Source organism: Streptomyces sp. MUSC 14 (assembly GCF_001866675.1).
Classification (GTDB): Bacteria; Actinomycetota; Actinomycetes; order Streptomycetales; family Streptomycetaceae; genus Streptomyces.
Window position 1 is genome coordinate 99,932 of record NZ_MLYN01000070.1, and the last position, 20,416, is coordinate 120,347.

Here is a 20,416-nt window from a genome sequence, read left to right on the forward strand (position 1 = left end):
ACCTCGTCGTCAGGCCGGGGGGACGGGGGTGAAGCGGGAGGCGGTGTGGAGGTCGGCCCGGAGGCGGTCGGTGGTGGTGCGCAGGGCGGGCAGGACGTCGTGGACGCAGGACTCCAGGGTGCGGCGGGCCGTGTGCGTGGCCACGCACACCGCGGCGACCGCCCGGCCCGTGCGGTCCCGTACCGGTACGGCGATGGAGCGCAGGCCGGACTCCAGTTCCTCGTCGGCGAGGGCGTAGCCCTGCGCGCGGACCTCCGGGAAGGCGGGGGAGGTGTCCGCCAGCAGGACGCGGCCGAGTGAGGTCGCGGCGGCGGGGAGGCGGGCGCCGACGGTGATGTGGACCGTGAGGACACGGCTCGTGCCCGCCCCGGCCGTGTACTGGATCTCCGTGCCGTCGGGGGTGAGGACCGCGAGTGCCGTCGGCTCGTGCAGGGTCTGTGCCAGGGCCCGTAGATGGGGCTCGGCCAGGCGGGCGAGGGTCGTGCGGGACAGGGGAGGGAAGCCCAGGTCCAGGACGCGGGGGGTGAGGGTGAAGGTGCGCTCGGGGCCCGCGGCCACCAGGCCCAGGTGTTCGTGCGTGAGCAGAGCGCGCCGAGCCGTGGCCCGGGACAGGCCCGTCGCCCGGGCCACCTCGGTCAGCGGCAGCGCCGAGCGGCCCGCGCCGAACGCGGTCAGGACGGTGAGGCCCCGGGCCAGCGACTCCACGAAATCGCGGCCCAGTTGGTGCTTCGACGCCGTCGTCCAGGCCGCCAGGCCCGAGGGCGGCGGGCCGGGCTCTGGCGCGGGTGCCGTACGCAGGTCGGACTCCATCGCCGCCACGGCCGTATGCAGTCGGGGCAGGAGGCTGGTGCGCAGGTCGGCCGCCGAGTGCCGGCTGGTGTGGCTGACCACGCTCGCCACGCACACCGGGCGGCCGGTGTACGGGTCCCGCACCGGTACGGAGACCGCGACCAGGCCCGGTTCGATCAGCTGGTCGTCCAGGGCCCAGCCGTCCTCGCGCGCCCGCTCCACCCGTTCCGGGAAAGAGGGGAAAGGCGGGGAAAAGGATGGCGGAGAGGGGGTGTCGGCGGGCGGTGCCTGCCGGGGCGGGAGGGCGGGGAAGGCCGTGTCGTGGGGGTCGGCGGACCGGCGGTCCCGCCAGCGTGCCCAGTCCCGTTCGGTCCACTCGGTCGCGAACAGCGGGCCGGGGCCGGTGCGTTCGGCGGGGAGCAGGTCGCCGATGCGGAAGCTCACCGACAGTGCGCGGCGCCGGGTGGCCTGGTGGATGAAGCGGATCCCGTCGAGGTCGGCGACCGCGAGGGACACCGACTCGTCCAGCTCGTCGGCGAGGGCGTCGGCGCGCGCGCCCAGCAGGACGGGCAGGCGCAGGGCGGCCAGATAGGAGTTGCCCAGCTCCATCACGCGCGGGGTGAGGACGACGTCCCGGCCGTCGAGGCGGACGTAGCCCATGCGGGCCAGGGTCGCGGTGATCCGGTCGACCGTGGAGCGCGCGAGCCCGGTGGTCCGCTCCAGCGCGCTCGGACCGAGTGTGCCGCCGGCCTCGGTCAGCCGCCGCAGCACACCGACCCCACGGATCAGCGGCCCGACTGCTTCACCCGGCGGCCCGGCCTCGGTGGTGTCCACGTCGGTGTCCAGTACGGGGTCAGCAGCGGGCATCGGTTCTCCGGTACGGCGTTCGGGCACGCCTACGGTAAACCCCGCCCGGCCACGGTCGGGGCCTGCGGTGAACCCCGCCCGGCCCCGCCCCGTCCGTCCGGACCGTTCCCTCAGCTCCGTGTCACCCGTACCCGGTAGTTCCCGTCCTCGTCCTTCTCCCGTACCCGGACCGTGATGCCGTGGCCGGGGTCCTTGAAGGTCTCGCCGGGGGAGTAGGGGGCGTCGGAGAGTTCTGCCTGGACGTTGGGGGTGCGGGTGCAGCCGCCGCTCTTCGGGTGGCTGTCGCGGACCGTGATCGGGCCGCGGCCGGTGTCGACCGTCGCGTCGACCCGGTAGATCAGGATGCCCGGGTGGCACACCGCCTCGTCGTTGCCGCCCTGGGTGCGCAGCTCCAGCGCGTATCCGCCGTGCGAATCCGTCGGGATGAACACCAGCTTCTCGCCGCCCGCCCGCGACAGCGGCGTCAGCGTGTACTCGGTGCTGCCCGGCCGAACCGCGCAGTGCACCTGCGAGGCGTCCAGCCAGCCCAGTTTCCACTTGTGCCAGCCGAGCAGATCGTTGTCGGCCCCCCAGTCCTCGCTCATGATGTCCCAGTGGCCGACGGCGCCCCCGCCCTCCTGCGTGTACAGGTCGGGCAGGCCGAAGGTGTGTCCGTTCTCGTGCGGCAGGACGCGGTAGCCGGTGTGGGCGTAGGAGCCGGAGCCGTCGTCCTGGCGGGAGTAGATGAAGGAGGCGTTGGCGACGGGTACGCCGTCGGCGACCGGCGCCTCCCCGTTCCCGGCGAAGGTCACGGACAGCACGGTGTCGAGGGCGGACGGGCCGGCGTTCGGAGTGACCAGGACGTTGAGGAGGTCGTAGGAGCGGAAGTCCACCGCCGGGTCGGCCGCGGCCACCATGTCCTGCACCAGCTGGCGGTAGCCGGGGTCGAAGGGGGCGCCGCGGTCTATGCCGTACGCCTTGAAGGGCTTGGGCATCCGCAGCCAGCCGGTGATCGGGGTCTCGGGCACGTAGTCGAGCCGGCCGTACGACGCGGTGCGGAACCACTCCTGCGTCTGTGGGAAGAACTCGTGGAAGCGGTCCATGGCGCTGCCCTGGCCGGGCGCGTCGGAGAAGTCGATCATCAGGGTCAGCGCGTGGACCGTGCCCGTGGAGCGGGAGTAGCCGTGCGGGGTGGGGACGCCCTCGGTCATCTGGATGTCGGGGCTGCCGTGGATCATGCAGGGCGCGAAGGCGGAGGAGTGGGCCAGGGCGATGGGCCCGGCGGTGGTGGGCGCCGTCAGATGTCCGGTCCCGGCCGAGGTGCTGACCGCGAGGGTCAGTGCGGTCACCGCGGTGAGGGCGGCCACCCGGCGCGCGCGTATCCGGCGTCGGCTGCGCGCCCCGCCGGCCCGGGATCTCCCGCGGCAAGAGGCCAAAGGGGGCAAAGGGACCAGGGGGGCCAGAGAGGTCAGAGAGGGGGCCTCGGCCGCGTCGTACAGGCCGTCGGGCGGACTCTCGTGCCGAGTACTCTCGCGTCGACGGCTCTCGTTCCGACGGCTCTCGCGCCGGCCCTCGTGCGGGATGCGGTCCGCGGTCGGGTGGTCGTGGGGGATGTTCTCGTGGGGGAGACGTATGCGGCGGGGTGGCTGCGGATGCATGCACGGGCCTCTCGCTCCACGGCAGCCGCCGGTCGCCGACTGCACCCTTGCGCTCACCCTGTGTCGACGAGGTGCGGGGCGCGCGTCGGAGGAGACCGATCGTGGGAAAACGGGGTCGCAAGAGGGTGAATCCCGGCCCGAGATGAGTGTGGCTCAGGTCACAGGGATTCTTTGCGCGGGAGGGAAATATCCGGGGACCCGCTCCCCGTTTAACCCTGCGTCCGAGCGAAACGGGGACTGCTTCCCCGGATCGCGATCATCGCCCGCCGGAGATCCAGGAGATCTGGAACATCCGCGAGATCCGGAAGATCCAGGAGATCCAGGGGAACCAGGAGTTCTCGGAGCTCCCGATGCTTCCGGCCGGGCCCCGTCACTTCGACAGTGAGGAGTACGCCGTGTCGACCGCGACCACCCCGGCCGTGCGCAAGGTGCCCCGGCCCAGGGCCGACGCCCTGCGCAACCGGGAGCGGATCGTCACCGCCGCCCGGGAGATGTTCGTCGAGGACGGCCCGCACGTGCCGCTGGACGAGATCGCCCGCCGGGCCGGCGTCGGCAACGCCACGCTGTACCGAAACTTCCCCGACCGCGAGGCCCTCGTCCGCGAGGTCGTCTGCTCCGTCGTGGACCGTACGGCCGAGGCGGCCGAGCTGGCCCTGGCCGAGACCGGCGACGCCTTCGCCGCGCTGGAGCGCTTCGTGCACGCCTCCGCCGACGAGCGGATCAGTGCGCTGTGCCCGATGGTCTCCAGCACGTTCGACCAGCACCACCCCGACCTGGAAGCCTCCCGTGAGCGCCTGGAGCAGCTCATCGAGGAGGTCATGGGCCGGGCCAGGGCGGCCGGGCAGCTCCGGCCGGACGTCGGTGTCGGCGACGTGATGATCGCCGTGGCGCAGCTGAGCCGGCCCCCGGCCGGCACGGACTGCCTGCACAGCGACCGGTTCGTCCACCGTCACCTGCAACTCCTCCTCGACGGTCTGCGGGCACCCGCCCGCTCCGCCCTGCCGGGCGAGGCCGTGACCGTCAGGGAGCTGCGCAAGCCCTGACCGATTAGTTCGGCCCCGCGTCCCAGTCCACCCTCACATCCCGGCCGCCCGACCCGGCCGCCCGACCGGTCCGTCGCCACCGCCGTCGACGAGCCGCGCCACCGTCTTCCCGTTTTTTCGCTTTACTTCAGCCTTTTCCGTCACGAAAGTCCCGAAGTGGGTAATCCCATGTCCGAAACGGACCGCAAAGGCGCCTTCGGCGTCACCGCCCCCGGCGTCGACCCCAACCGCTGGAAGGCGCTCGTCTTCATCGCGCTCGCCCAGCTGATGGTCGTCCTCGACGCCACCATCGTGAACATCGCGCTCCCCTCCGCCCAGACCGACCTCGGCATATCCGACGGCAACCGGCAGTGGGTCGTCACGGCCTACGCCCTCGCCTTCGGCGGCCTGCTCCTCTTCGGCGGCCGTATCGCCGACAAGTGGGGCCGCAAGCGCGCCTTCGTCACCGGCCTCGCCGGCTTCGCCCTCGCCTCCGCGCTCGGCGGCGCCGCCACCACCGGCCCGATGATGTTCGGCGCCCGCGCCCTCCAGGGTGTCTTCGGTGCGCTGCTCGCCCCGGCCGCGCTCTCCCTGCTCGCGGTGATGTTCACCGACGCCAAGGAGCGCGCCAAGGCGTTCGGCATCTACGGCGCCATCGCGGGCGGCGGCGGTGCCGTCGGCCTGATCGTCGGCGGTTTCCTCACCGAGTACCTGAACTGGCGCTGGACGTTCTTCGTGAACATCCCGTTCGCCGTCGTCGCGGCCCTCGGCGCCCTCTTCGTCATCCGTGAGCCCCAGGGCGGCCGCAACCGCTCCCCGCTCGACATCCCCGGCGTGATCCTGTCCTCGCTCGGTCTGATCGCGCTCGTCTACGGCTTCACGCGCGCCGAGTCCGACGGCTGGGGCGACGGCGTGACCGTCGCCATGTTCATCGCGTCCGCGGTGCTGCTGCTCGCCTTCGTGGTCGTCGAGGCCCGGGTCAAGGCCCCGCTGCTGCCGCTGCGCGTGGTGACCGACCGCAACCGCGGCGGGATCTACCTTTCCCTCGGCCTCGCGATCATCGGCATGTTCGGCCTGTTCCTCTTCCTGACCTACTACCTGCAGGTCGTGAAGGGCTACACGCCGGTCAAGACCGGCTTCGCGTTCCTGCCGATGGTGGCCGGCATGATCACCGGGTCCACCCAGATCGGCGCCCGCCTGATGACCCGGGTCCCGGCCCGCTTCCTGATGGGCCCCGGCTTCCTGGTCGCCGCGCTCGGCATGCTGATCCTCACCCAGCTGAAGATCGACTCCGCGTACCTCACCCAGCTGCTGCCCGCGATGGTGCTGCTCGGCCTCGGTATGGGTACGGCGTTCATGCCGGCGATGTCCCTGGCCACCCAGGGTGTGCAGCCCCGGGACGCCGGTGTCGCCTCCGCGATGGTCAACACCTCGCAGCAGGTGGGCGGCGCGATCGGCACCGCCCTGCTGAACACCATCGCCGCCTCGGCGACCACGTCCTACATCAAGGACCACATCGCCGGTGCCGCCGCCAAGCCGCAGCAGGAGCTGGTCAAGCTCCAGGGCATGGTGCACGGCTACAGCAGCGCGATCTGGTTCGCCGTCGGCATCCTGGCCGTGGCTTCCCTGATCGCCTTCACCTTCGTCAACGCCGGCCGCCCGGGCTCCACCCCGGTGACCTCCGGCGAGGGCGAGGGCGTCGAGGACGAGCTGCCGGTGCCGGTGGTGGCCCACTGACCCTGTCCGCAGGACGGCTCGCAGGTCAGCTCACACGACGGCGTGCAGGATGACTTAGCGGAGCCAGGGCAGGTCCGCACCCGCTTCGTTGGGCTGGAGGCCCTCGGCGATGATCCCCATGATCTCGCCGAGGGCCTTCTGCTGTTCCGGACTGAGCCGGTCGAACATCGCCTGTCGCACGGTCGCCACATGGCCGGGCGCGGTCCGCGCGAGCACCTCGGCGCCCTCGTCGGTGAGCACCGCGAGCTGGCCGCGCTTGTCGGAGGGACAGTCCTCGCGGCGCACCCAGCCGTTCTTCTCCAGCCGCGCGATGGCGTGCGAGAGGCGGGAGCGGGTGATCTTCGACTTCATCGCCAGTTCGGTCATCCGCAGCCGCCGGCGGGGCGCCTCGGCGAGTCCGACGAGCAGGCCGTAGTAGATGTGCGGCATCCCGGCGTCGCGCTGGAGCTGCCGGTCGAGGTGGTCCTCCAGCAGGGTGGTGGCGTGCATGTACGCGCGCCAGACGCGCTGTTCCTCGTCGGTGAGCCAGCGGTGCCGCGCGGCGGCGGGGTCGGGTGCCGTGTTCATGTGTCCCACTGTACGAGGCATCTCCTTGAAACTTGAACAAGTCGGCCGTATGCTGCGGATGGAACTTGAGAGTTAAAACAACTCTGGGATCTTCGCGCGAAGCCCTTCCGAGTTCCTCCGAGTTCCTCTGAGCTCCTTCGAGTCCCCCCCGAGTTCTTCCGGGGCCTTTCCGGGGTGCTCCCGCAATTCTGTCGGGCGCCCGACGGGTGCCTGACGGGAGTCTGGCGGAGGCCTCTCGGGGGCTTCTCGGGGACCTCGCGAAGACCAGTCGTTGGACCTGCCGTTGGGAGCCGCCGCCATGTCCGCCGTGTCCGCTGTATCCGCTACGTCTGCTGTGTCCGCCGTGCCGCAGGAGATGCCCGCCGAGGCGTCGCCGGAGCGCATGCCCGCCCTGTACCTCAGCCACGGCGCGCCGCCCCTCGCCGACGACCCCGTCTGGCCCGGACAGCTCGCCGCCTGGTCCGCCGGCCTGCCCCGCCCGAAGGCGATCCTCATGGTCTCCGCCCACTGGGAGGAGGCCCCCCTCGCACTCGGCGCGGTGGAGACGGTCCCCCTCGTCTACGACTTCTGGGGCTTCCCCGAGCACTACTACCGCGTCCGGTACGCCGCCCCCGGCGCGCCCGAACTGGCCGCGTCCGTCCGCAAACTGCTGCGCGCCCCCGGCGTCCCGGTCCAGGACATCCCCGACCGCGGCCTCGACCACGGCGCCTACGTCCCGCTCGTCGAGATGTACCCGGACGCCGACATCCCCGTCCTCCAGGTCTCCCTGCCGACCCTCGACCCGGTCCGCCTGATGGACCTCGGCCGCAAGCTCGCCCCGCTGCGCGACGAGGGCGTGCTGATCGTCGGCTCCGGCTTCTTCACCCACAACCTCGCCGCCCTGCGGCACACCGGCGGCGGCGTGCCGAGCTGGTCCTCCGAGTTCGACGACTGGGGCCGGCGCGCTCTGGAGGCCCGCGACTGGGACGCCCTGCTCGACTTCCTCGACAAGGCCCCGGCCGGCCGCTATGCCCACCCGCGCACCGAGCACTTCGCCCCGCTCTTCGTCACGATGGGCGCCGCCGAGGCGGGCGGTGAACTGGACGCGCAGAAGTCCGTGACCTCCGTGATCGACGGGTTCTGGATGGGCATGGCGAAGCGGTCGGTGCAGTTCGGCTGAGGTTCCGCCTGGGGAATGCCGGAGCCGGAGAGGGCGTTGCGTGTCGGCTGCCGCGGGGGACGGGGGACGGGGGACGGGGGACGGGGCGGTGGGTGATGTGCGGCGGACGGCGGGCCGTGGATGGTGGGCGTTGGGCGTTGGGTGGTTGCTGGCGTGCGCGGTCTTCGCCCGGTAAGGGCTGGATATGGCCTAGCTCTGGATTTGCCGTGATTCCGCTTGCGCGGCAACCATCGGGCGGCGCGGGCCGTCTTCCGGGTCGGGAGGGCGGTCGACGGCGACGGTCTTCCGGGGCTGGTCCTTCCAGGGCTCGTTCCGGCGTGAGGGGCGCGACACCGAGTGTGACGATCGTCTCGCGGGCGCAGGGCTCGTGGATCACCGCGAGCGCGTCGAGATCCACCTCGACTCCCGGTCTGACCTGCGTCTCTGTAGGTTCGGCGGCCCCTCTCGCCCCATGCGGCGGGACAGGGTACTGCATGATCAGAAAAATCGGAGGGCAGGTTGGGAATTCTGTCCGGATTCCAGTCGTTGTTTCCATCGGACGCAGGGCAGTCGAGGAGAGTCCCTACACAGTCCCCGGAGTGCTGAGCGTCCACAGGACCACCTGCCAGCCCACCATCGCAAGGGAGCACGCATGGCAACCCGTGCCGTCGCCCGTCGTCAGTCCGCCTCCGGCGAGACGGCCGACTCGGCAAGCAGGCTTCGCGCACACGGCGGCGAGATCGCCGACCGTGACCTGGTCGGCATGTACCTCGACGAGATCGCGCGTACGCCGCTGCTCGACGCCGCCAAGGAGGTCGAGCTGTCCCAGACCATTGAGGCGGGTGTGTTCGCGCGGCAGGTCCTCGACGGCGAGGAGGAGTCCGCGTCGGACGCCACCCGTGAGGAACTGGAGGCGCTGGTCGTCGCCGGTGAGCGGGCCAAGGACGTCTTCATCCGCTCCAACCTCCGCCTGGTCGTCGCCGTCGCCCGGCGCTACCCGCGCAGCGGCCTGCCCCTGCTGGACCTGATCCAGGAGGGCAACGCCGGCCTGGTGCGCGCGGTCGAGAAGTTCGACTACCGCAAGGGCTTCAAGTTCTCGACGTACGCCACCTGGTGGATCCGGCAGGCCATCACCCGCTCCATCGCCGACCAGTCCCGCACGATCCGGCTCCCCGTCCACCTGGTGGAGGAGCTGGGCCGTATCCGCCGCATCCAGCGCGAGTTCAACCGCGAGCACGGCCGCGAGCCGGAGCCCGCGGAGATCGCCGCGGAGCTGGGCTCCACCCCGGAGCGCGTCACCGACGTCCTCGACTGGGCCCGCGACCCCGTGTCGCTGAACATGTCGGTGGACGACCAGGGCGAGACCCAGTTCGGTGACCTGCTGGAGGACACCTCAGCGGTCTCCCCCGAGCAGTCCGTCCTGACCCTGCTGCGCAGCGAGGAACTGGACGACCTGATCGGCCGCCTGGACCAGCGCACGGCCTCCATCATCAAGATGCGCTACGGCATCGAGGACGGCCGCGAGCGCACCCTGACCGAGGTCGGCAAGGAGCACGGCCTGACCCGCGAGCGCATCCGCCAGATCGAGAAGCACGCGCTGCTCGAACTGAAGAAGCTGGCGCGGGACACCGGATTCGACGCGGCGGCGTAACGGTCGTAGCCGCGGTCGTACGCCGCTCCCGTCGAGGAACGGCGTACGACCGCGAACGGAAGGCAGGACGAGGCGTCGACGGAACAGGAGGGGGCGTCTGCGGAGTCGTGTGCGCGCTGCGCGCGGTGTGTGAGGTGTGTGCGCTGCGGAGGGTGGGGGTGGTTGTGGGCGTGCGATGCCCGGGACCGCGCACGCCGGTGGCGAAAGACGGCGCAAACATGGCGTGGACCTGTCGCTTCAACGCCCGGGCTCGCGGGAACAACCCATGCGGGCCCAGCGCAAGCCCCCCGGGAACCCGGACCGCACTCCCCAGAGTGTCTGACACACCGCCCGCCCGACACACCTGACAGCCGCACCGCACGGCAGCCGATCCAGCGCCGCCGGCCGTCCCCACGCGAACCACGTCCCGACGCACCATCCCCCCCGGCGCCGGGACCTTCCGAAGCCGGGCTCCGGCACCCATCCCCCCTGGGTGCCGGAGCCCGGCTCTCTTGTACGCGAGGTGGTCGGCTCCTGCCTGCGGAAAGTCCGTCGGCGGCTGCTCGGGCGGCCGGTGCGTGGAAGCGCAGTGCCGTGACCGTCCAATCGGTCAGGGCAGTTGCGGGCGGCGGCTTCGAGGTGTCGGAGCAGCCCGGTCTGCCCGGTCTGCAGGGTCTGAAGGGTTTGCACGGTCGGCTCGCACCGGGCGAGGGCAACGAGGTCCGGGCACGGCGTACTTGAGACATCCTGTGTCGGTGTCTGCATCCATCGGTTCGGCGGGCTCGGGAGTGCCGAAGACGGCGTTCTGGAAGCCGTCCAGGGGCCGTTGGTCAGCCGTCGCCGCTCGCTCTCGGACAGGGGCGCCGACCGGTGCACGAGTTCCGTCTCCTCCAGGGTGCGCGGGCGGGGTGCCGTCGCGCACGGGCCCACCTTCCGGTCTCCCTCCGGGGGAAAGGCAAGTGTGCGGGAGGGCGAGTTGCGGGAGAGGCCAACTCCTGCGGGTGCGGGGCGACGTGACCGGGCTGATTGACTGGGCCGTATGACGTCCTCCGCGTTCGAGACGACCGGGCCCGACTCGGTCACCTACCTCGACCGGCTCGCGGCGACCGCCCCCCCGGCCGCTCGTACAAGCAGCGCATGCTTGAGGAACTCGGCCTCCGTGCCGGGCACACCGTGCTCGACCTCGGCTGCGGGCCCGGCACCGATCTGCGGTTCCTCGCGGCGGCGGTCACCCCGGGCGGCTCCGTCATCGGCCTCGACCACGACCCCGCCATGGTGGACACGGCTCGCGCCCGCACCGCCGAGCTGCCCGCGGTGGACGTACGGCACGGCGACGTCCACGACCTGCCGCTGTCCGACCGGTCCGCCGACCGGGCCCGGACCGACCGGGTCCTGCAACACATCGCCGTTCCCCGGGCGGCGCTCGCCGAGATCCACCGGGTTCTGCGGCCGGGCGGGCGCCTCGTCACGGGCGAGCCCGACGGGGAGACCCTGGCCGCCGACCACCCGGACGGTGAGCTGACCCGCGTCTGCACCCGCTATGTGGCCGAGCGCGTCGTACGCAACGCGGCCATCGGCCGGCAACTCGCCCGACTGGCGGCCGAGGCGGGCTTCACCGTCCCTGACGTCGTTCCCGTCACCCCGTCTTCCTGGACGCCCGGGCCGCCGACCACATCCTCGGCCTGGAGCGCACCACGCGCCCTGCCGTCACTGCCGGTTACTTCACCGACGAGGCGGCGGAATCCTGGCTGACCCACCTCGGCTGACCCACCTCGGCCGGGGACCGTTCCTCGCCACGGTCACCTTCTACGTGGTGGTGGCAGAGGTGTAGTCAGGGCACTCCCTGAACACGGAGCGCAGACGCGCCGACGACGGCGTGACACGTGGGAACGGCGGGAGACGTTGGAACGGGGGGAAACGTTGGAACGGCGGCCCACCCCGTACCTGAACCCCGGGGTGGACCGCGCGGATGGCAGATTCTGCCACATGGGCATAGCCTGCCCGAATGAGCACCACCCCCAGCGCCTCCCACCAGCAGTTTTCCGCCCCCGCCCCGGTCTCGTTGACCGAGCGCCGGAAGGCCGAGACCCGGATGGAGATCGCCCGGGCGGCGGGCGCGCTGTTCGTCCGCCAGGGCCTGCGGGCGACCCGCGCCGAGGACATCGCGCAGGCCGCGGGCATCGCACCCCGCACCTTCTACCGCTACTTCGCCACCAAGGAGGAAGCGGTCGCCCCGCTCTACGCCGCCGGCGCCCAGCGCTGGGCGGAAGCGGTCCGCGCGGCTCCGGCCCACCTCGGTGTCCCGCAGGCGCTGGAGCACGCCGTGCGCCTCACCCTCACCCCCGGTGTCGGGGTCTCGGCGGCCTCCTGGGAGTGGGTCCGCACCCTGATCCGGCTGGCCGACAGCAGCCCCGCCCTGCGCAAGGTCTGGGCCGAGGTGTGCCAGACGTCGGAGACGACCCTGGTCGAGATCCTCGCGACGCGCCTGGCACCCGACGGACCCGCCGCCATCACCCCTGCCCTCCGCTTCACCGCCGCCGTCGCCGGCACGGCCGTCCGCGTGGCCGTGGAGTCCTGGGCGGCCACCTCCTCCCCGCCGACCGGCCCCGAGGGCCCGGCGGCCCTGGCGCTGCACAACCTCAGAGCACTGAGCGGATTCGACTGGCGCGAGCAGGGCCGGGCCACCTGACGGGGAACGCCCCCGGGGTCAGGACTGAGCGGACCCGGAGTCGAATTCCCGGCCTTCCGCTCTCTCCTCCCCCTCCCTCCCCCGCCACCCCCGCCCCGCTCAGCCGTCCGACTCTCCCCTCCCCGCCCGGCTCAGCCGTCCGCCCAACTCCCGTACGCATTCGGCCAGTTCCTCCGGTCCCCGGACGGCGAACTCGAACCCGGCCATCGCGAGCCGTACCGCCAGCCACTCCACGGGATCACCGGAGGTGCCCCGCAGGACACAGCCGCCCTTCCCGTCGTCCTCCGGCTCCCCGAGCCAGGCCGGCACCCGCGTGGCGACCTGCCCGGCCGGAGCGGCGAAGCGCACCGTGAACTCGTACGTCTCCTGCCGCCGGTTGATGGACCGCCGCAGATACTCGGCGGCGTCCCCCGCCGGCAACTCCCGCGGCGCGAACCGCACTCCGGTCGCGAACGGCTCGCTCACCCGGTCCACCCGGAACGTACGCCAGTCCGCCCGGTCGAGGTCATAGGCGACCAGGTACCACCTCCTTCCTGTCGACACCAGTCGGTGCGGCTCGGTCAGCCGCCGCGTCTCGCCGCCCTCCTTGTCGCGGTAGGCGAACCGCAGCCGCTCGTGGCCTGCCACCGTCGACGCCATCACGGTCAGCGTCTCCGGTGCGATGCTCGCGCCGTCCCCGCTGGTCAGCGGTGTGGTCGCGGCCTGCAGGGTGGACACCCGGTGACGCAGCCGGGAGGGCAGCACCTGCTCCAGCTTGGCCAGGGCCCGCACCGACGCCTCGTCCACGCCCGCCACCGCGTGCCCGGCTCCGGCCCGCAACCCCACCGCGATCGCCACCGCCTCCTCGTCGTCCAGCACCAGCGGCGGCATCGCCTTGCCCGCGACCAGCCGGTACCCGCCGTCCGCGCCCTTCGTCGCCTGCACCGGATAGCCCAGCTCCCGCAACCGGTCGATGTCCCGCCGCACGGTGCGGCGCGACACCCGGAGCCGATCGGCCAGCTCCCCGCCGGGCCACTCGCGCGGGGTCTGGAGGAGTGAGAGCAACTGCAACAGCCGAGCCGGTGTGTCGGTAGTCATACGGACGAGAATGCCGTACGACTAGGACACGATCTGACCTAATGGCCTCCTAGCTTTGCGGACATGACCTCCTCGGAACAGACCCTCACCCCTCGGCCGTCCCCGGACGACGCGTCGGCTCCGGGCGACCGGCGCCGCTGGTTCGCCCTGGCCATCGTCATGACGGCGGCCTTCATGGATCTGGTGGACGTGACGATCGTCAATATCGCCATCCCGTCCATCCAGCGCGATGCCGACGCGTCCATCACCCAGATCCAGTGGATAACGGCCGGGTACGCCCTCGCCTTCGCCGCTGCCCTGATCACCGGCGGCCGGCTCGGCGACATCCACGGCCGCAGGCGACTGTTCCTGATCGGCATCGGCGGCTTCACGCTCGCCTCCGCGTTGTGCGGTTTCGCCGTGAACCCGGACATGCTGGTCGCCTCCCGCATCCTTCAGGGCAGCATGGCGGCGATGATGGTGCCTCAGGTGCTGTCGATCGTCCACGCCACCTTCCCGGCCCATGAGCGCGGCAAGGTCTTCGGTCTGTTCGGCGCCGTCGTCGGTCTGGGCGCGGTCTCCGGTCCGCTGCTCGGCGCACTGCTGACGGAATGGAACCTGTTCGGCCTCGAATGGCGGCCCATCTTCCTCATCAACCTCCCCGTCGGTATCGCGGCCTTCCTCCTCGGCCGCCGTTTCATCACCGAGTCCAAGGCGCCCAAGGCGCTGAAGCTGGACCTCGTCGGTGTCACCCTGGTCTCGCTGGGCCTGCTGATGCTGCTCTACCCGCTCACCCGCGGCCGGGAGCTGGGCTGGCCGCTGTGGGGGTACCTCTGCATGGCCGGCGCCCTCGTCGTCTTCGCCGCCCTGCTGTCGTACGAAAAACGGAAGGCCGTTCGGGACGGTTCCCCGCTCATCGAACTGTCCCTCTTTCGGGTGAAGAGCTTCGCCGCGGGCATCGCCGTACAGACCGTCTTCGGAGTCGCGCTCGGCATCTTCTTCCTGGTCTGGACGCTGTACATGCAGATCGGCCTGGGCTGGAGTCCGCTGCGGGCCGGGCTGACCGGGGTGCCCTTCTCGATCGCGGTGTCCGTGGCCGCCGGGATGTCGGTGCAGAAGCTGGTCCCGCGCTTCGGCCGCAAGGTGCTCCAGGCGGGCGCGCTCGTGATGGGCGCGGGTGTGCTGCTCTACCTGTGGGAGGCCCACCGCTACGGCCCCGCCATCGCCTCCTGGCAGATGGCCCTGCCGCTGGTCGTGATGGGCGCCGGCATGGGCCTGATCGTCGCCCCGCTGACGGACGCGGTGCTCTCGGAGGTACCGCGCGAGCACGCCGGTTCCGCGTCCGGGCTGATCAACACCGTGCAGCAGATGGGCAACGCGCTCGGGCTCGGGCTCGTGTCGGTGGTCTTCTTCGGCCGGATCGGCGACCGGCTGGCCCCGGCCCAGGTCGGCCCGGCCTTCGTGCACGCCTTCCAGTACGCGCTGTGGTGGGTCGCCGGGATCATGGGCGCGATCTTCCTGCTGATGTCCGCCCTGCCGAAGCGGCCGGCGCAGCACGTCGAGGGCGCGGAGGACGAGGAGCTGCCCGCGCTGGAGAAGGAACCCGAGCTGGTGCCCTGACCGGGCGGGAGATGTCGCGACCCGCGACGTGCAGGGCCCGGCACCGATCAGGTGCCGGGCTCTTCTGCGGGATCGGAAGTCCGTTCATGCCCGATTGAAGTCTGAACCTGTTTACATTCCGGAAAGCCGCGCGTAGCCTCGCAGTGAAACCACACGTTCGGGCATGGCTCGGAAGTGAACGGACATCGAGGCGGAGGCGAGCGGGATGTACGCACCGGAACGGCAGCAGGAGATCCTCCGGCTCGCCCGTGACGGCGGCCGGGTGGACGTGCTGTCGCTCGCCGAGGAGTTCCAGGTCACGGCGGAGACGATCCGCCGCGACCTGAAGGCCCTCGACCGCGCCGGTCTGGTCCGCCGCGTCCACGGCGGCGCCATTCCCGCCGGGCGCCTCGACTTCGAACCGGACCTCGCCGAGCGCGAGGGCACCTCCGCCGACGAGAAGGACCGCATCGCCAAGGCCGCCCTCACGGAACTGCCGACCGAGGGCACGATGATCCTCGACGCCGGTACGACGGTGGCGCGGCTGGCGGCCGCCATCCCGCTGGAGTCCTCGCTCACCGTCGTCACGCACAGCCTGCCGATCGCGGCCCGCCTCGCGGACCACCCCGGCATCCAGCTCCACCTCGTCGGGGGGCGCGTGCGGCACCGTACGCGCGCCGCCGTGGACGCCTGGGCGCTGCGCGCGTACGGCGAGATCCGGGCGGACGTGCTCTTCGTGGCGGCCAACGGCTTCTCCGCCGAGCACGGCCTGACCACCCCCGACCTCGCCGAGGCCGCGGTGAAGCGGGCCGCGGTCGCCGCCGCCCGCCGCGTGGTGCTCCTGGCCGACTCCGCCAAGCACGGCCAGGAGCACTTCGCCCGCTTCGCCGACCTGAGCGACGTGGACCTGCTGATCACCGACAGCGGGCTGAGCCCCGAAGACACCGCCGCCATCGAGCGCGGCGGCACGGAAGTAGTGCGCGCATGATCCTCACCGTCACCCCCAACCCCTCCCTCGACCGCACCTACGAGGTCCCCGCCCTGGAACGCGGCGAGGTCATCCGCGCCACCGGCGAGCGCATGGACCCGGGCGGCAAGGGAGTGAACGTCTCGCGCGCCGTGGCGGCCGCCGGACAGCGCACGGTCGCCGTCCTGCCCCTGGGTGGTGCGCCGGGGGCGCTCATCGCCGATCTGCTCGACGCGCAGGGCATCGAGGTCGCGCCGGTACCGGTCGCCGGAGCCACCCGCTCCAACATCGCGCTGGCAGAGACCGACGGGGTGCTCACCAAGATCAACGCGCCGGGGCCCGAGCTGTCGCCCGCGGAGCAGGAACTCCTCCTGGACACGGTGCGGGACCAGTCGCGCGACGCCGACTGGATCGCGTGCTGCGGCAGCCTGCCCCGGGGGCTCGCCCCCTCGTGGTACGCCGATGTCGTCACGCGGGCTCACGCCGGGGGAGCGCGCATCGCCCTGGACACCTCGGGGCGTGCGCTGCTGGAGGCGCTGCGCGCGCGGCCCGACGTGGTGAAGCCGAACGCCGAGGAGCTCGCGCAAGCCGTCGGGCGCCCTCTGGCCACCGTGGGCGACGCGCTGAAGGCGGCCGAGGAGGTGCGCGGTATGGGCGCGCGCGCCGTGCTCGCGAGCCTGGGTGCCGACGGGCAGCTCCTCGTGGAGGACACGGGCGCCTGGTTCGCCCACGCGCGCGTGGACACCGTCCGCAGCAACGTCGGCGCCGGCGACTCCTCCCTCGCCGGTTTCCTGATCGCCGGCGGCAGCGGCCCCGAGGCCCTCGCCTCCGCCGTCGCCCACGGCGCCGCCGCCGTCCAGCTCCCCGGCAGTGTGATGCCGACGCCCGCCGACCTGGACCCGTCGGCGGTGACCGTCACGGCCGAGATCCCCCTCGACCGCGAACTGACGGAGCCGGTGTCATGACCCGGCTCGCGCTCCGTGGCGGACGCCCCGGCTCTCGGCACCTTGGCGCGCGCCCCCGACCGACACCCCCGGACACACGCACCCCACCGGCCCCGAAGCGGCGGGACTCCCCGTTACTCGCCGCGGCCACCGGGCGGCACCACCGGCCGAGCCACGGTGCCGCCCCCGGGAGACGGGGTTTCCCCGGCCCCGCCTCCCACCCGGTCCCATGCCCCCACCGCACCCCCGTCCCCCTTTCCGCCCACCCCTTCCCCCGGGCGATACGCGTGCATTGGAGCCCGCGATGAGCGACATGATCACCGCGGACCTGGTCGACCTCGACCTGTCCGCCGACACCAAGGAAGCGGCGGCCCGTGCCCTCGCCGAGCGCATGGTGGCCCAGGGCCGGGTGACCGACCTGGAGGGCTTCCTCGCCGACGTGGCCGCCCGCGAGGCCCAGATGCCGACCGGCCTCGACGGCGGCATCGGCATCCCGCACTGTCGTAGCGCCCATGTCAGCGAGCCGACCCTCGCCTTCGGCCGCAGCGCCGCCGGCATCGACTTCGGGGCCCCGGACGGCCCGGCCGACCTGATCTTCCTGATCGCGGCCCCCGCCGGCGCGGACGACGCCCACCTCACGATCCTCTCCTCCCTGGCCCGCCAGCTGATGAACGCCGACTTCACCTCGGCGCTGCGGGCGGTGGCGGACGCGGAGACGGCGGCGGCACTGATCCGCGGGGACGAGAAGCCGTCGGCGGCGCGGACGGCGGAGCCCGAGGGGGAGGGTGCGGGGGAGGGCGCGGCCACTACGGCGAGCGCCGGGCGCACGGGTGCGGCCGAAGGCGCGGCGGCCGGCCGGGGCGCCGACGGCGCGGAAGCCGGCGAAGGCGCTGATGGGGGCGCGAAGGTGGCCCCGGGCGCTGCTGAGGGCGCCGTGAGCGCCTCCCAGGACACCGCTGCGACGCCGGTGGCGGCCTCCGCCGGCGCCGCAGCGGTCACCACGACGGGGCGGGCGCAGAGCGCGTCCGCCCCGGACTCCGGCGAGCGCCCCTTCCGTATCGTGGCGGTCACCTCCTGCCCGACCGGTATCGCCCACACCTACATGGCGGCCGAGTCCCTGGAGAACGCCGGTCGCGAGGCGGGCGTCGAGCTGGTCGTCGAGACGCAGGGTTCGGCCGGCTTCACCCGGCTCGACCCGGAGGCGATCGCGGCGGCGGACGGCGTGATCTTCGCGCACGACGTCCCGGTACGCGACAAGGACCGCTTCGCCGGCAAGCCGACCGTCGACGTCGGTGTGAAGGCCGGCATCAACCGCCCCGCCGAACTCATCGGCGAGGTGCGCGAGAAGGCGGCGCGCGGTGAGACGAGCGCTCCGGCGTCCGCGTCCGGCGGCACACCGGTCGAGCGCGCGGGCGACTCCACCGAGGGCTACGGCACCAAGCTCCGCAAGTGGCTGATGTCCGGCGTCAGTTACATGGTCCCGTTCGTCGCCGCGGGCGGCCTCCTCATCGCCCTGGGCTTCGCGATCGGCGGCTACAAGATCAAGTCGGCGCCGTCGGTCATGGACCACTTCGTGTGGACGCAGACCGACAGCTGGGCCGCCCTGATGTTCCAGATCGGTGCCGTGGCCTTCGGCTTCCTCGTCCCGGTCCTGGCCGGCTACATCGCGTACGGCATGGCCGACCGGCCGGGCCTGGTCCCCGGCTTCGTGGGCGGCATGATCGCGTCCACGATCAACGCGGGCTTCCTCGGCGGCCTGGTCGCCGGCCTGCTCGCCGGCGGTGTGGTGCTGGCGATCCAGAAGATCGACATCCCGGCCGTGCTGCGCGGCATCATGCCCGTGGTGGTGATCCCGCTGATCTCCGCGGCGATCGTCGGCTTCCTGATGTTCGTGGTGGTCGGCAAGCCCATCGCCGCCGCCCAGAAGGGCATGACCGACTGGCTGAACGGCCTCTCCGGCTCCAACGCCATTCTGCTCGGCGCCCTGCTCGGCCTGATGATGTGCTTCGACCTGGGCGGCCCGGTCAACAAGGTCGCCTACACCTTCGCCACCGCCGGCATCGCGGTCGCCAACCCCAGCGATTCCGCGATGAAGATCATGGCCGCGGTGATGGCGGCCGGCATGGTCCCGCCGCTGGCGATGGCCCTGGCCACCACCGTGCGCGGCAGGCTCTTCACCCCGACCGAGCGCGAGAACGGCAAGGCCGCCTGGGTCCTGGGCGCCTCCTTCATCTCCGAGGGCGCGATCCCGTTCGCCGCGGCCGACCCGCTGCGGGTCATCCCGTCCTCGATGGTGGGCGGCGCGCTCACCGGCGCCCTGTCGATGGCCTTCGGCGCCACCCTGCGCGCCCCCCACGGCGGTATCTTCGTGGTCCCGCTGATCGGCAACCCGTTCCTGTACCTGGTCGCCATCGCGGCCGGTGTCTGCGCCACCACGGCCCTGGTCGTCCTCCTCAAGGGCATGCGCAAGCAGAGCCCCGAGTCCACGCCCGGCGGCCCCGCGAACACCACGACCGCGAAGGGGGCCAAGCAGCCGGTGGCGGCCTGACCGCGGTCGCGCCCCCCGCCCTGCGCCTTGTCCCTTTAGTTCGCTGTGAGTTGTTCGCGGCACCTGCGAGATACGTCACGGTCCGGGATCAAAGTCCCGGACCGTGGTGTGTACTGGGACGCATGCCTGAGCACGTCCCGATTCTCCAGCTGATCGGCGTGGCCGTCCTCGCCATGGCGGCCGTCGTCTGGGCCCTCACCCTGCTGCGCCTGCTGGACCGCGCCGGCCTGCGGTCCTCTGCGCGACGCGCCACGGCCCCGCTGCCGGCCCTGCCGCGCCAGACCCGGGTCGGCCCCGAGCTGGAGACCGTCGAGCTGAGCCCCGCGGAACAGGCCGCGTTCGCCGGCCTGGCACGGCAACTCGCCGACGGCTGACGGCACAGGTCACCTCCGCTGCCCGCCTGCGCCGTTCCTGCCCGCACTACCCCTGTCGCGCCGCCCGCCGCTCCATGGCGTCCCGCGCCTCGTCCTCCGACATGTAGACCTCGCACATGTGCCGACCGTCGGGTGTCGCCGTGTGCTCGGCCTCCCACAGGGAGATCTCGCTCTCGTCCGGCAGCAGGAAGGCATGCTCGTACAGCGCGTAGCTCAATCCCATGCGTCCGGCCCGCCCCGGGCGCCCGAACGCCTGCGTGATCTCGTGCGCGGTCGCCGTCGCCAGCAGCGCCGCCGTCTCCGCGCCGGGCCGGTCCGGATTCTCCGCGCGGCGCAGCAGCCGGCGCGCGTGGTCCGCGGAGTCGCCGGAGGCGAACACGTGCCGGGGCTCGGGAATCGCCCACAGCCGCATCAGTGCGGGCAGCTCGAACTCCGGCGCGTCCGGGGGCAGCCCGAGCCGGGCCGTGGCCGTCTGCAACTCCTCGTCGTCGACGTACACCTCGTGTTCCGGTGCGCTGCCCGGCGCGGGGTTGTGGACGAGCTCCCACAGCGTGACCGCCGAGCCGTCGGCGAGCAGCCAGGTGTGCCGGTACGTCTCCCTGTGCAGCCCCGCGCTGTGGTACGCGGAGTGGAGCGAACTGTCGTGCGCCAGCGCGCAGTCGAGCTGACGTATCACCTCGTCGGGCAGCTCGAAGGAGTTCAGGGCACGGCCGAGGAGTCGCGCGAGATGCTCCTCCGGAGACTCGGGCGACTCGGCTGGTTCGTACGCTGCCGTCTCGTACGGAACGCTCAAGACATCTCCCGGCGTTGCTGCATGTCACCTTGTGGGTGCATACCGTAGCCCCTCGGTCG

Annotated in this window: 16 protein-coding genes; 11 read left to right on the forward strand and 5 right to left on the reverse strand. The window is 72.2% G+C overall.

Annotation, left to right across the window (positions count from 1 at the left end; all coding sequences use genetic code 11):
* Positions 1–9 precede the first annotated feature (9 nt).
* Together BIV25_RS38195 and BIV25_RS38200 are read right to left on the reverse strand one after the other, a co-directional pair.
* A complete protein-coding gene (locus BIV25_RS38195; protein WP_071377137.1) occupies positions 10–1,656 on the reverse strand; it encodes an IclR family transcriptional regulator C-terminal domain-containing protein in 1,647 nt (548 codons plus the stop codon).
* A 110-nt stretch (positions 1,657–1,766) separates the two neighbouring features.
* A complete protein-coding gene (locus tag BIV25_RS38200) occupies positions 1,767–3,002 on the reverse strand; it encodes a M6 family metalloprotease domain-containing protein (RefSeq protein WP_071377138.1) in 1,236 nt (411 codons plus the stop codon).
* A 641-nt stretch (positions 3,003–3,643) separates the two neighbouring features.
* On the opposite strand from BIV25_RS38200, the gene BIV25_RS38205 reads away from it, so the two are divergent.
* A complete protein-coding gene (locus BIV25_RS38205) occupies positions 3,644–4,336 on the forward strand; it encodes a TetR/AcrR family transcriptional regulator (protein WP_177235554.1) in 693 nt (230 codons plus the stop codon).
* A 168-nt stretch (positions 4,337–4,504) separates the two neighbouring features.
* A complete protein-coding gene (locus BIV25_RS38210) occupies positions 4,505–6,052 on the forward strand; it encodes an MFS transporter (protein ID WP_071377139.1) in 1,548 nt (515 codons plus the stop codon).
* A gap of 54 nt (positions 6,053–6,106) precedes the next feature.
* On the opposite strand, the gene BIV25_RS38215 is transcribed toward BIV25_RS38210, so the two are convergent.
* Positions 6,107–6,619: a MarR family winged helix-turn-helix transcriptional regulator gene (locus BIV25_RS38215; RefSeq protein ID WP_071377140.1), complete on the reverse strand. Its 513-nt coding sequence runs from the start codon at positions 6,617–6,619 to the stop codon at positions 6,107–6,109.
* Between the two features lie 382 nt (positions 6,620–7,001).
* Between BIV25_RS38215 and BIV25_RS38220 the strand changes: the two genes are divergently transcribed.
* The 4 genes from BIV25_RS38220 (at position 7,002) to BIV25_RS38235 (ending at position 12,076) form a co-directional block, all read left to right on the forward strand.
* Positions 7,002–7,778 (forward strand): dioxygenase, encoded by a 777-nt coding sequence (locus tag BIV25_RS38220; RefSeq protein ID WP_107486585.1) that lies wholly within the window; start codon positions 7,002–7,004, stop codon positions 7,776–7,778.
* A 631-nt stretch (positions 7,779–8,409) separates the two neighbouring features.
* On the forward strand, positions 8,410–9,408 hold the full coding sequence (locus tag BIV25_RS38225) for an RNA polymerase sigma factor RpoD/SigA (RefSeq protein ID WP_071377141.1): 999 nt from the start codon (positions 8,410–8,412) through the stop codon (positions 9,406–9,408).
* A gap of 1,116 nt (positions 9,409–10,524) precedes the next feature.
* Positions 10,525–11,139, forward strand: a complete 615-nt coding sequence (locus BIV25_RS38230; RefSeq protein ID WP_256257076.1) for a methyltransferase domain-containing protein — start codon at positions 10,525–10,527, stop codon at positions 11,137–11,139.
* Between the two features lie 340 nt (positions 11,140–11,479).
* Positions 11,480–12,076, forward strand: a complete 597-nt coding sequence (locus BIV25_RS38235; RefSeq protein ID WP_071377169.1) for a TetR/AcrR family transcriptional regulator — start codon at positions 11,480–11,482, stop codon at positions 12,074–12,076.
* A gap of 99 nt (positions 12,077–12,175) precedes the next feature.
* Here BIV25_RS38235 and BIV25_RS38240 read toward each other — a convergent pair whose 3' ends face one another.
* Positions 12,176–13,153, reverse strand: a complete 978-nt coding sequence (locus BIV25_RS38240; RefSeq protein ID WP_177235555.1) for a YafY family protein — start codon at positions 13,151–13,153, stop codon at positions 12,176–12,178.
* A gap of 63 nt (positions 13,154–13,216) precedes the next feature.
* Between BIV25_RS38240 and BIV25_RS38245 the strand changes: the two genes are divergently transcribed.
* The 5 genes from BIV25_RS38245 (at position 13,217) to BIV25_RS38265 (ending at position 19,564) form a co-directional block, all read left to right on the forward strand.
* Positions 13,217–14,752 carry an MFS transporter gene (locus BIV25_RS38245; RefSeq protein WP_071377143.1) on the forward strand — a complete coding sequence of 512 codons (1,536 nt, stop codon included), beginning with the start codon at positions 13,217–13,219 and terminating at the stop codon, positions 14,750–14,752.
* Positions 14,753–14,957: 205 nt separating this feature from the next.
* Positions 14,958–15,719: a DeoR/GlpR family DNA-binding transcription regulator gene (locus BIV25_RS38250; protein ID WP_071377144.1), complete on the forward strand. Its 762-nt coding sequence runs from the start codon at positions 14,958–14,960 to the stop codon at positions 15,717–15,719.
* On the forward strand, positions 15,716–16,663 hold the full coding sequence (gene pfkB, locus BIV25_RS38255; protein WP_071377145.1) for a 1-phosphofructokinase: 948 nt from the start codon (positions 15,716–15,718) through the stop codon (positions 16,661–16,663). The genes BIV25_RS38250 and pfkB overlap by 4 nt, the downstream gene beginning before the upstream one ends.
* Positions 16,664–16,946: 283 nt before the next feature.
* A complete protein-coding gene (locus BIV25_RS38260; protein ID WP_071377146.1) occupies positions 16,947–19,190 on the forward strand; it encodes a fructose-specific PTS transporter subunit EIIC in 2,244 nt (747 codons plus the stop codon).
* Positions 19,191–19,312: 122 nt separating this feature from the next.
* Positions 19,313–19,564 (forward strand): hypothetical protein, encoded by a 252-nt coding sequence (locus BIV25_RS38265; RefSeq protein WP_071377147.1) that lies wholly within the window; start codon positions 19,313–19,315, stop codon positions 19,562–19,564.
* A gap of 46 nt (positions 19,565–19,610) precedes the next feature.
* Here BIV25_RS38265 and BIV25_RS38270 read toward each other — a convergent pair whose 3' ends face one another.
* A complete protein-coding gene (locus BIV25_RS38270; protein ID WP_071377148.1) occupies positions 19,611–20,357 on the reverse strand; it encodes a DUF6227 family protein in 747 nt (248 codons plus the stop codon).
* Positions 20,358–20,416 lie beyond the last annotated feature (59 nt).

Bases quoted from the DNA above. Each gene is read 5' to 3' on its own strand.
- BIV25_RS38195 (WP_071377137.1), bottom strand. From the start codon at position 1,656: ATGCCCGCTGCTGACCCCGTACTGGACACCGACGTGGACACCACCGAG.
- BIV25_RS38245 (WP_071377143.1), top strand. From the start codon at position 13,217: ATGACCTCCTCGGAACAGACCCTCACCCCTCGGCCGTCCCCGGACGAC.
- BIV25_RS38235 (WP_071377169.1), top strand. From the start codon at position 11,480: ATGGAGATCGCCCGGGCGGCGGGCGCGCTGTTCGTCCGCCAGGGCCTG.
- BIV25_RS38225 (WP_071377141.1), top strand. From the start codon at position 8,410: ATGGCAACCCGTGCCGTCGCCCGTCGTCAGTCCGCCTCCGGCGAGACG.
- BIV25_RS38260 (WP_071377146.1), top strand. From the start codon at position 16,947: ATGAGCGACATGATCACCGCGGACCTGGTCGACCTCGACCTGTCCGCC.
- BIV25_RS38215 (WP_071377140.1), bottom strand. From the start codon at position 6,619: ATGAACACGGCACCCGACCCCGCCGCCGCGCGGCACCGCTGGCTCACC.
- BIV25_RS38265 (WP_071377147.1), top strand. From the start codon at position 19,313: ATGCCTGAGCACGTCCCGATTCTCCAGCTGATCGGCGTGGCCGTCCTC.
- BIV25_RS38230 (WP_256257076.1), top strand. From the start codon at position 10,525: ATGCTTGAGGAACTCGGCCTCCGTGCCGGGCACACCGTGCTCGACCTC.
- BIV25_RS38240 (WP_177235555.1), bottom strand. From the start codon at position 13,153: ATGACTACCGACACACCGGCTCGGCTGTTGCAGTTGCTCTCACTCCTC.
- BIV25_RS38205 (WP_177235554.1), top strand. From the start codon at position 3,644: ATGCTTCCGGCCGGGCCCCGTCACTTCGACAGTGAGGAGTACGCCGTG.
- BIV25_RS38220 (WP_107486585.1), top strand. From the start codon at position 7,002: ATGCCCGCCCTGTACCTCAGCCACGGCGCGCCGCCCCTCGCCGACGAC.
- BIV25_RS38250 (WP_071377144.1), top strand. From the start codon at position 14,958: ATGTACGCACCGGAACGGCAGCAGGAGATCCTCCGGCTCGCCCGTGAC.
- pfkB (WP_071377145.1), top strand. From the start codon at position 15,716: ATGATCCTCACCGTCACCCCCAACCCCTCCCTCGACCGCACCTACGAG.
- BIV25_RS38210 (WP_071377139.1), top strand. From the start codon at position 4,505: ATGTCCGAAACGGACCGCAAAGGCGCCTTCGGCGTCACCGCCCCCGGC.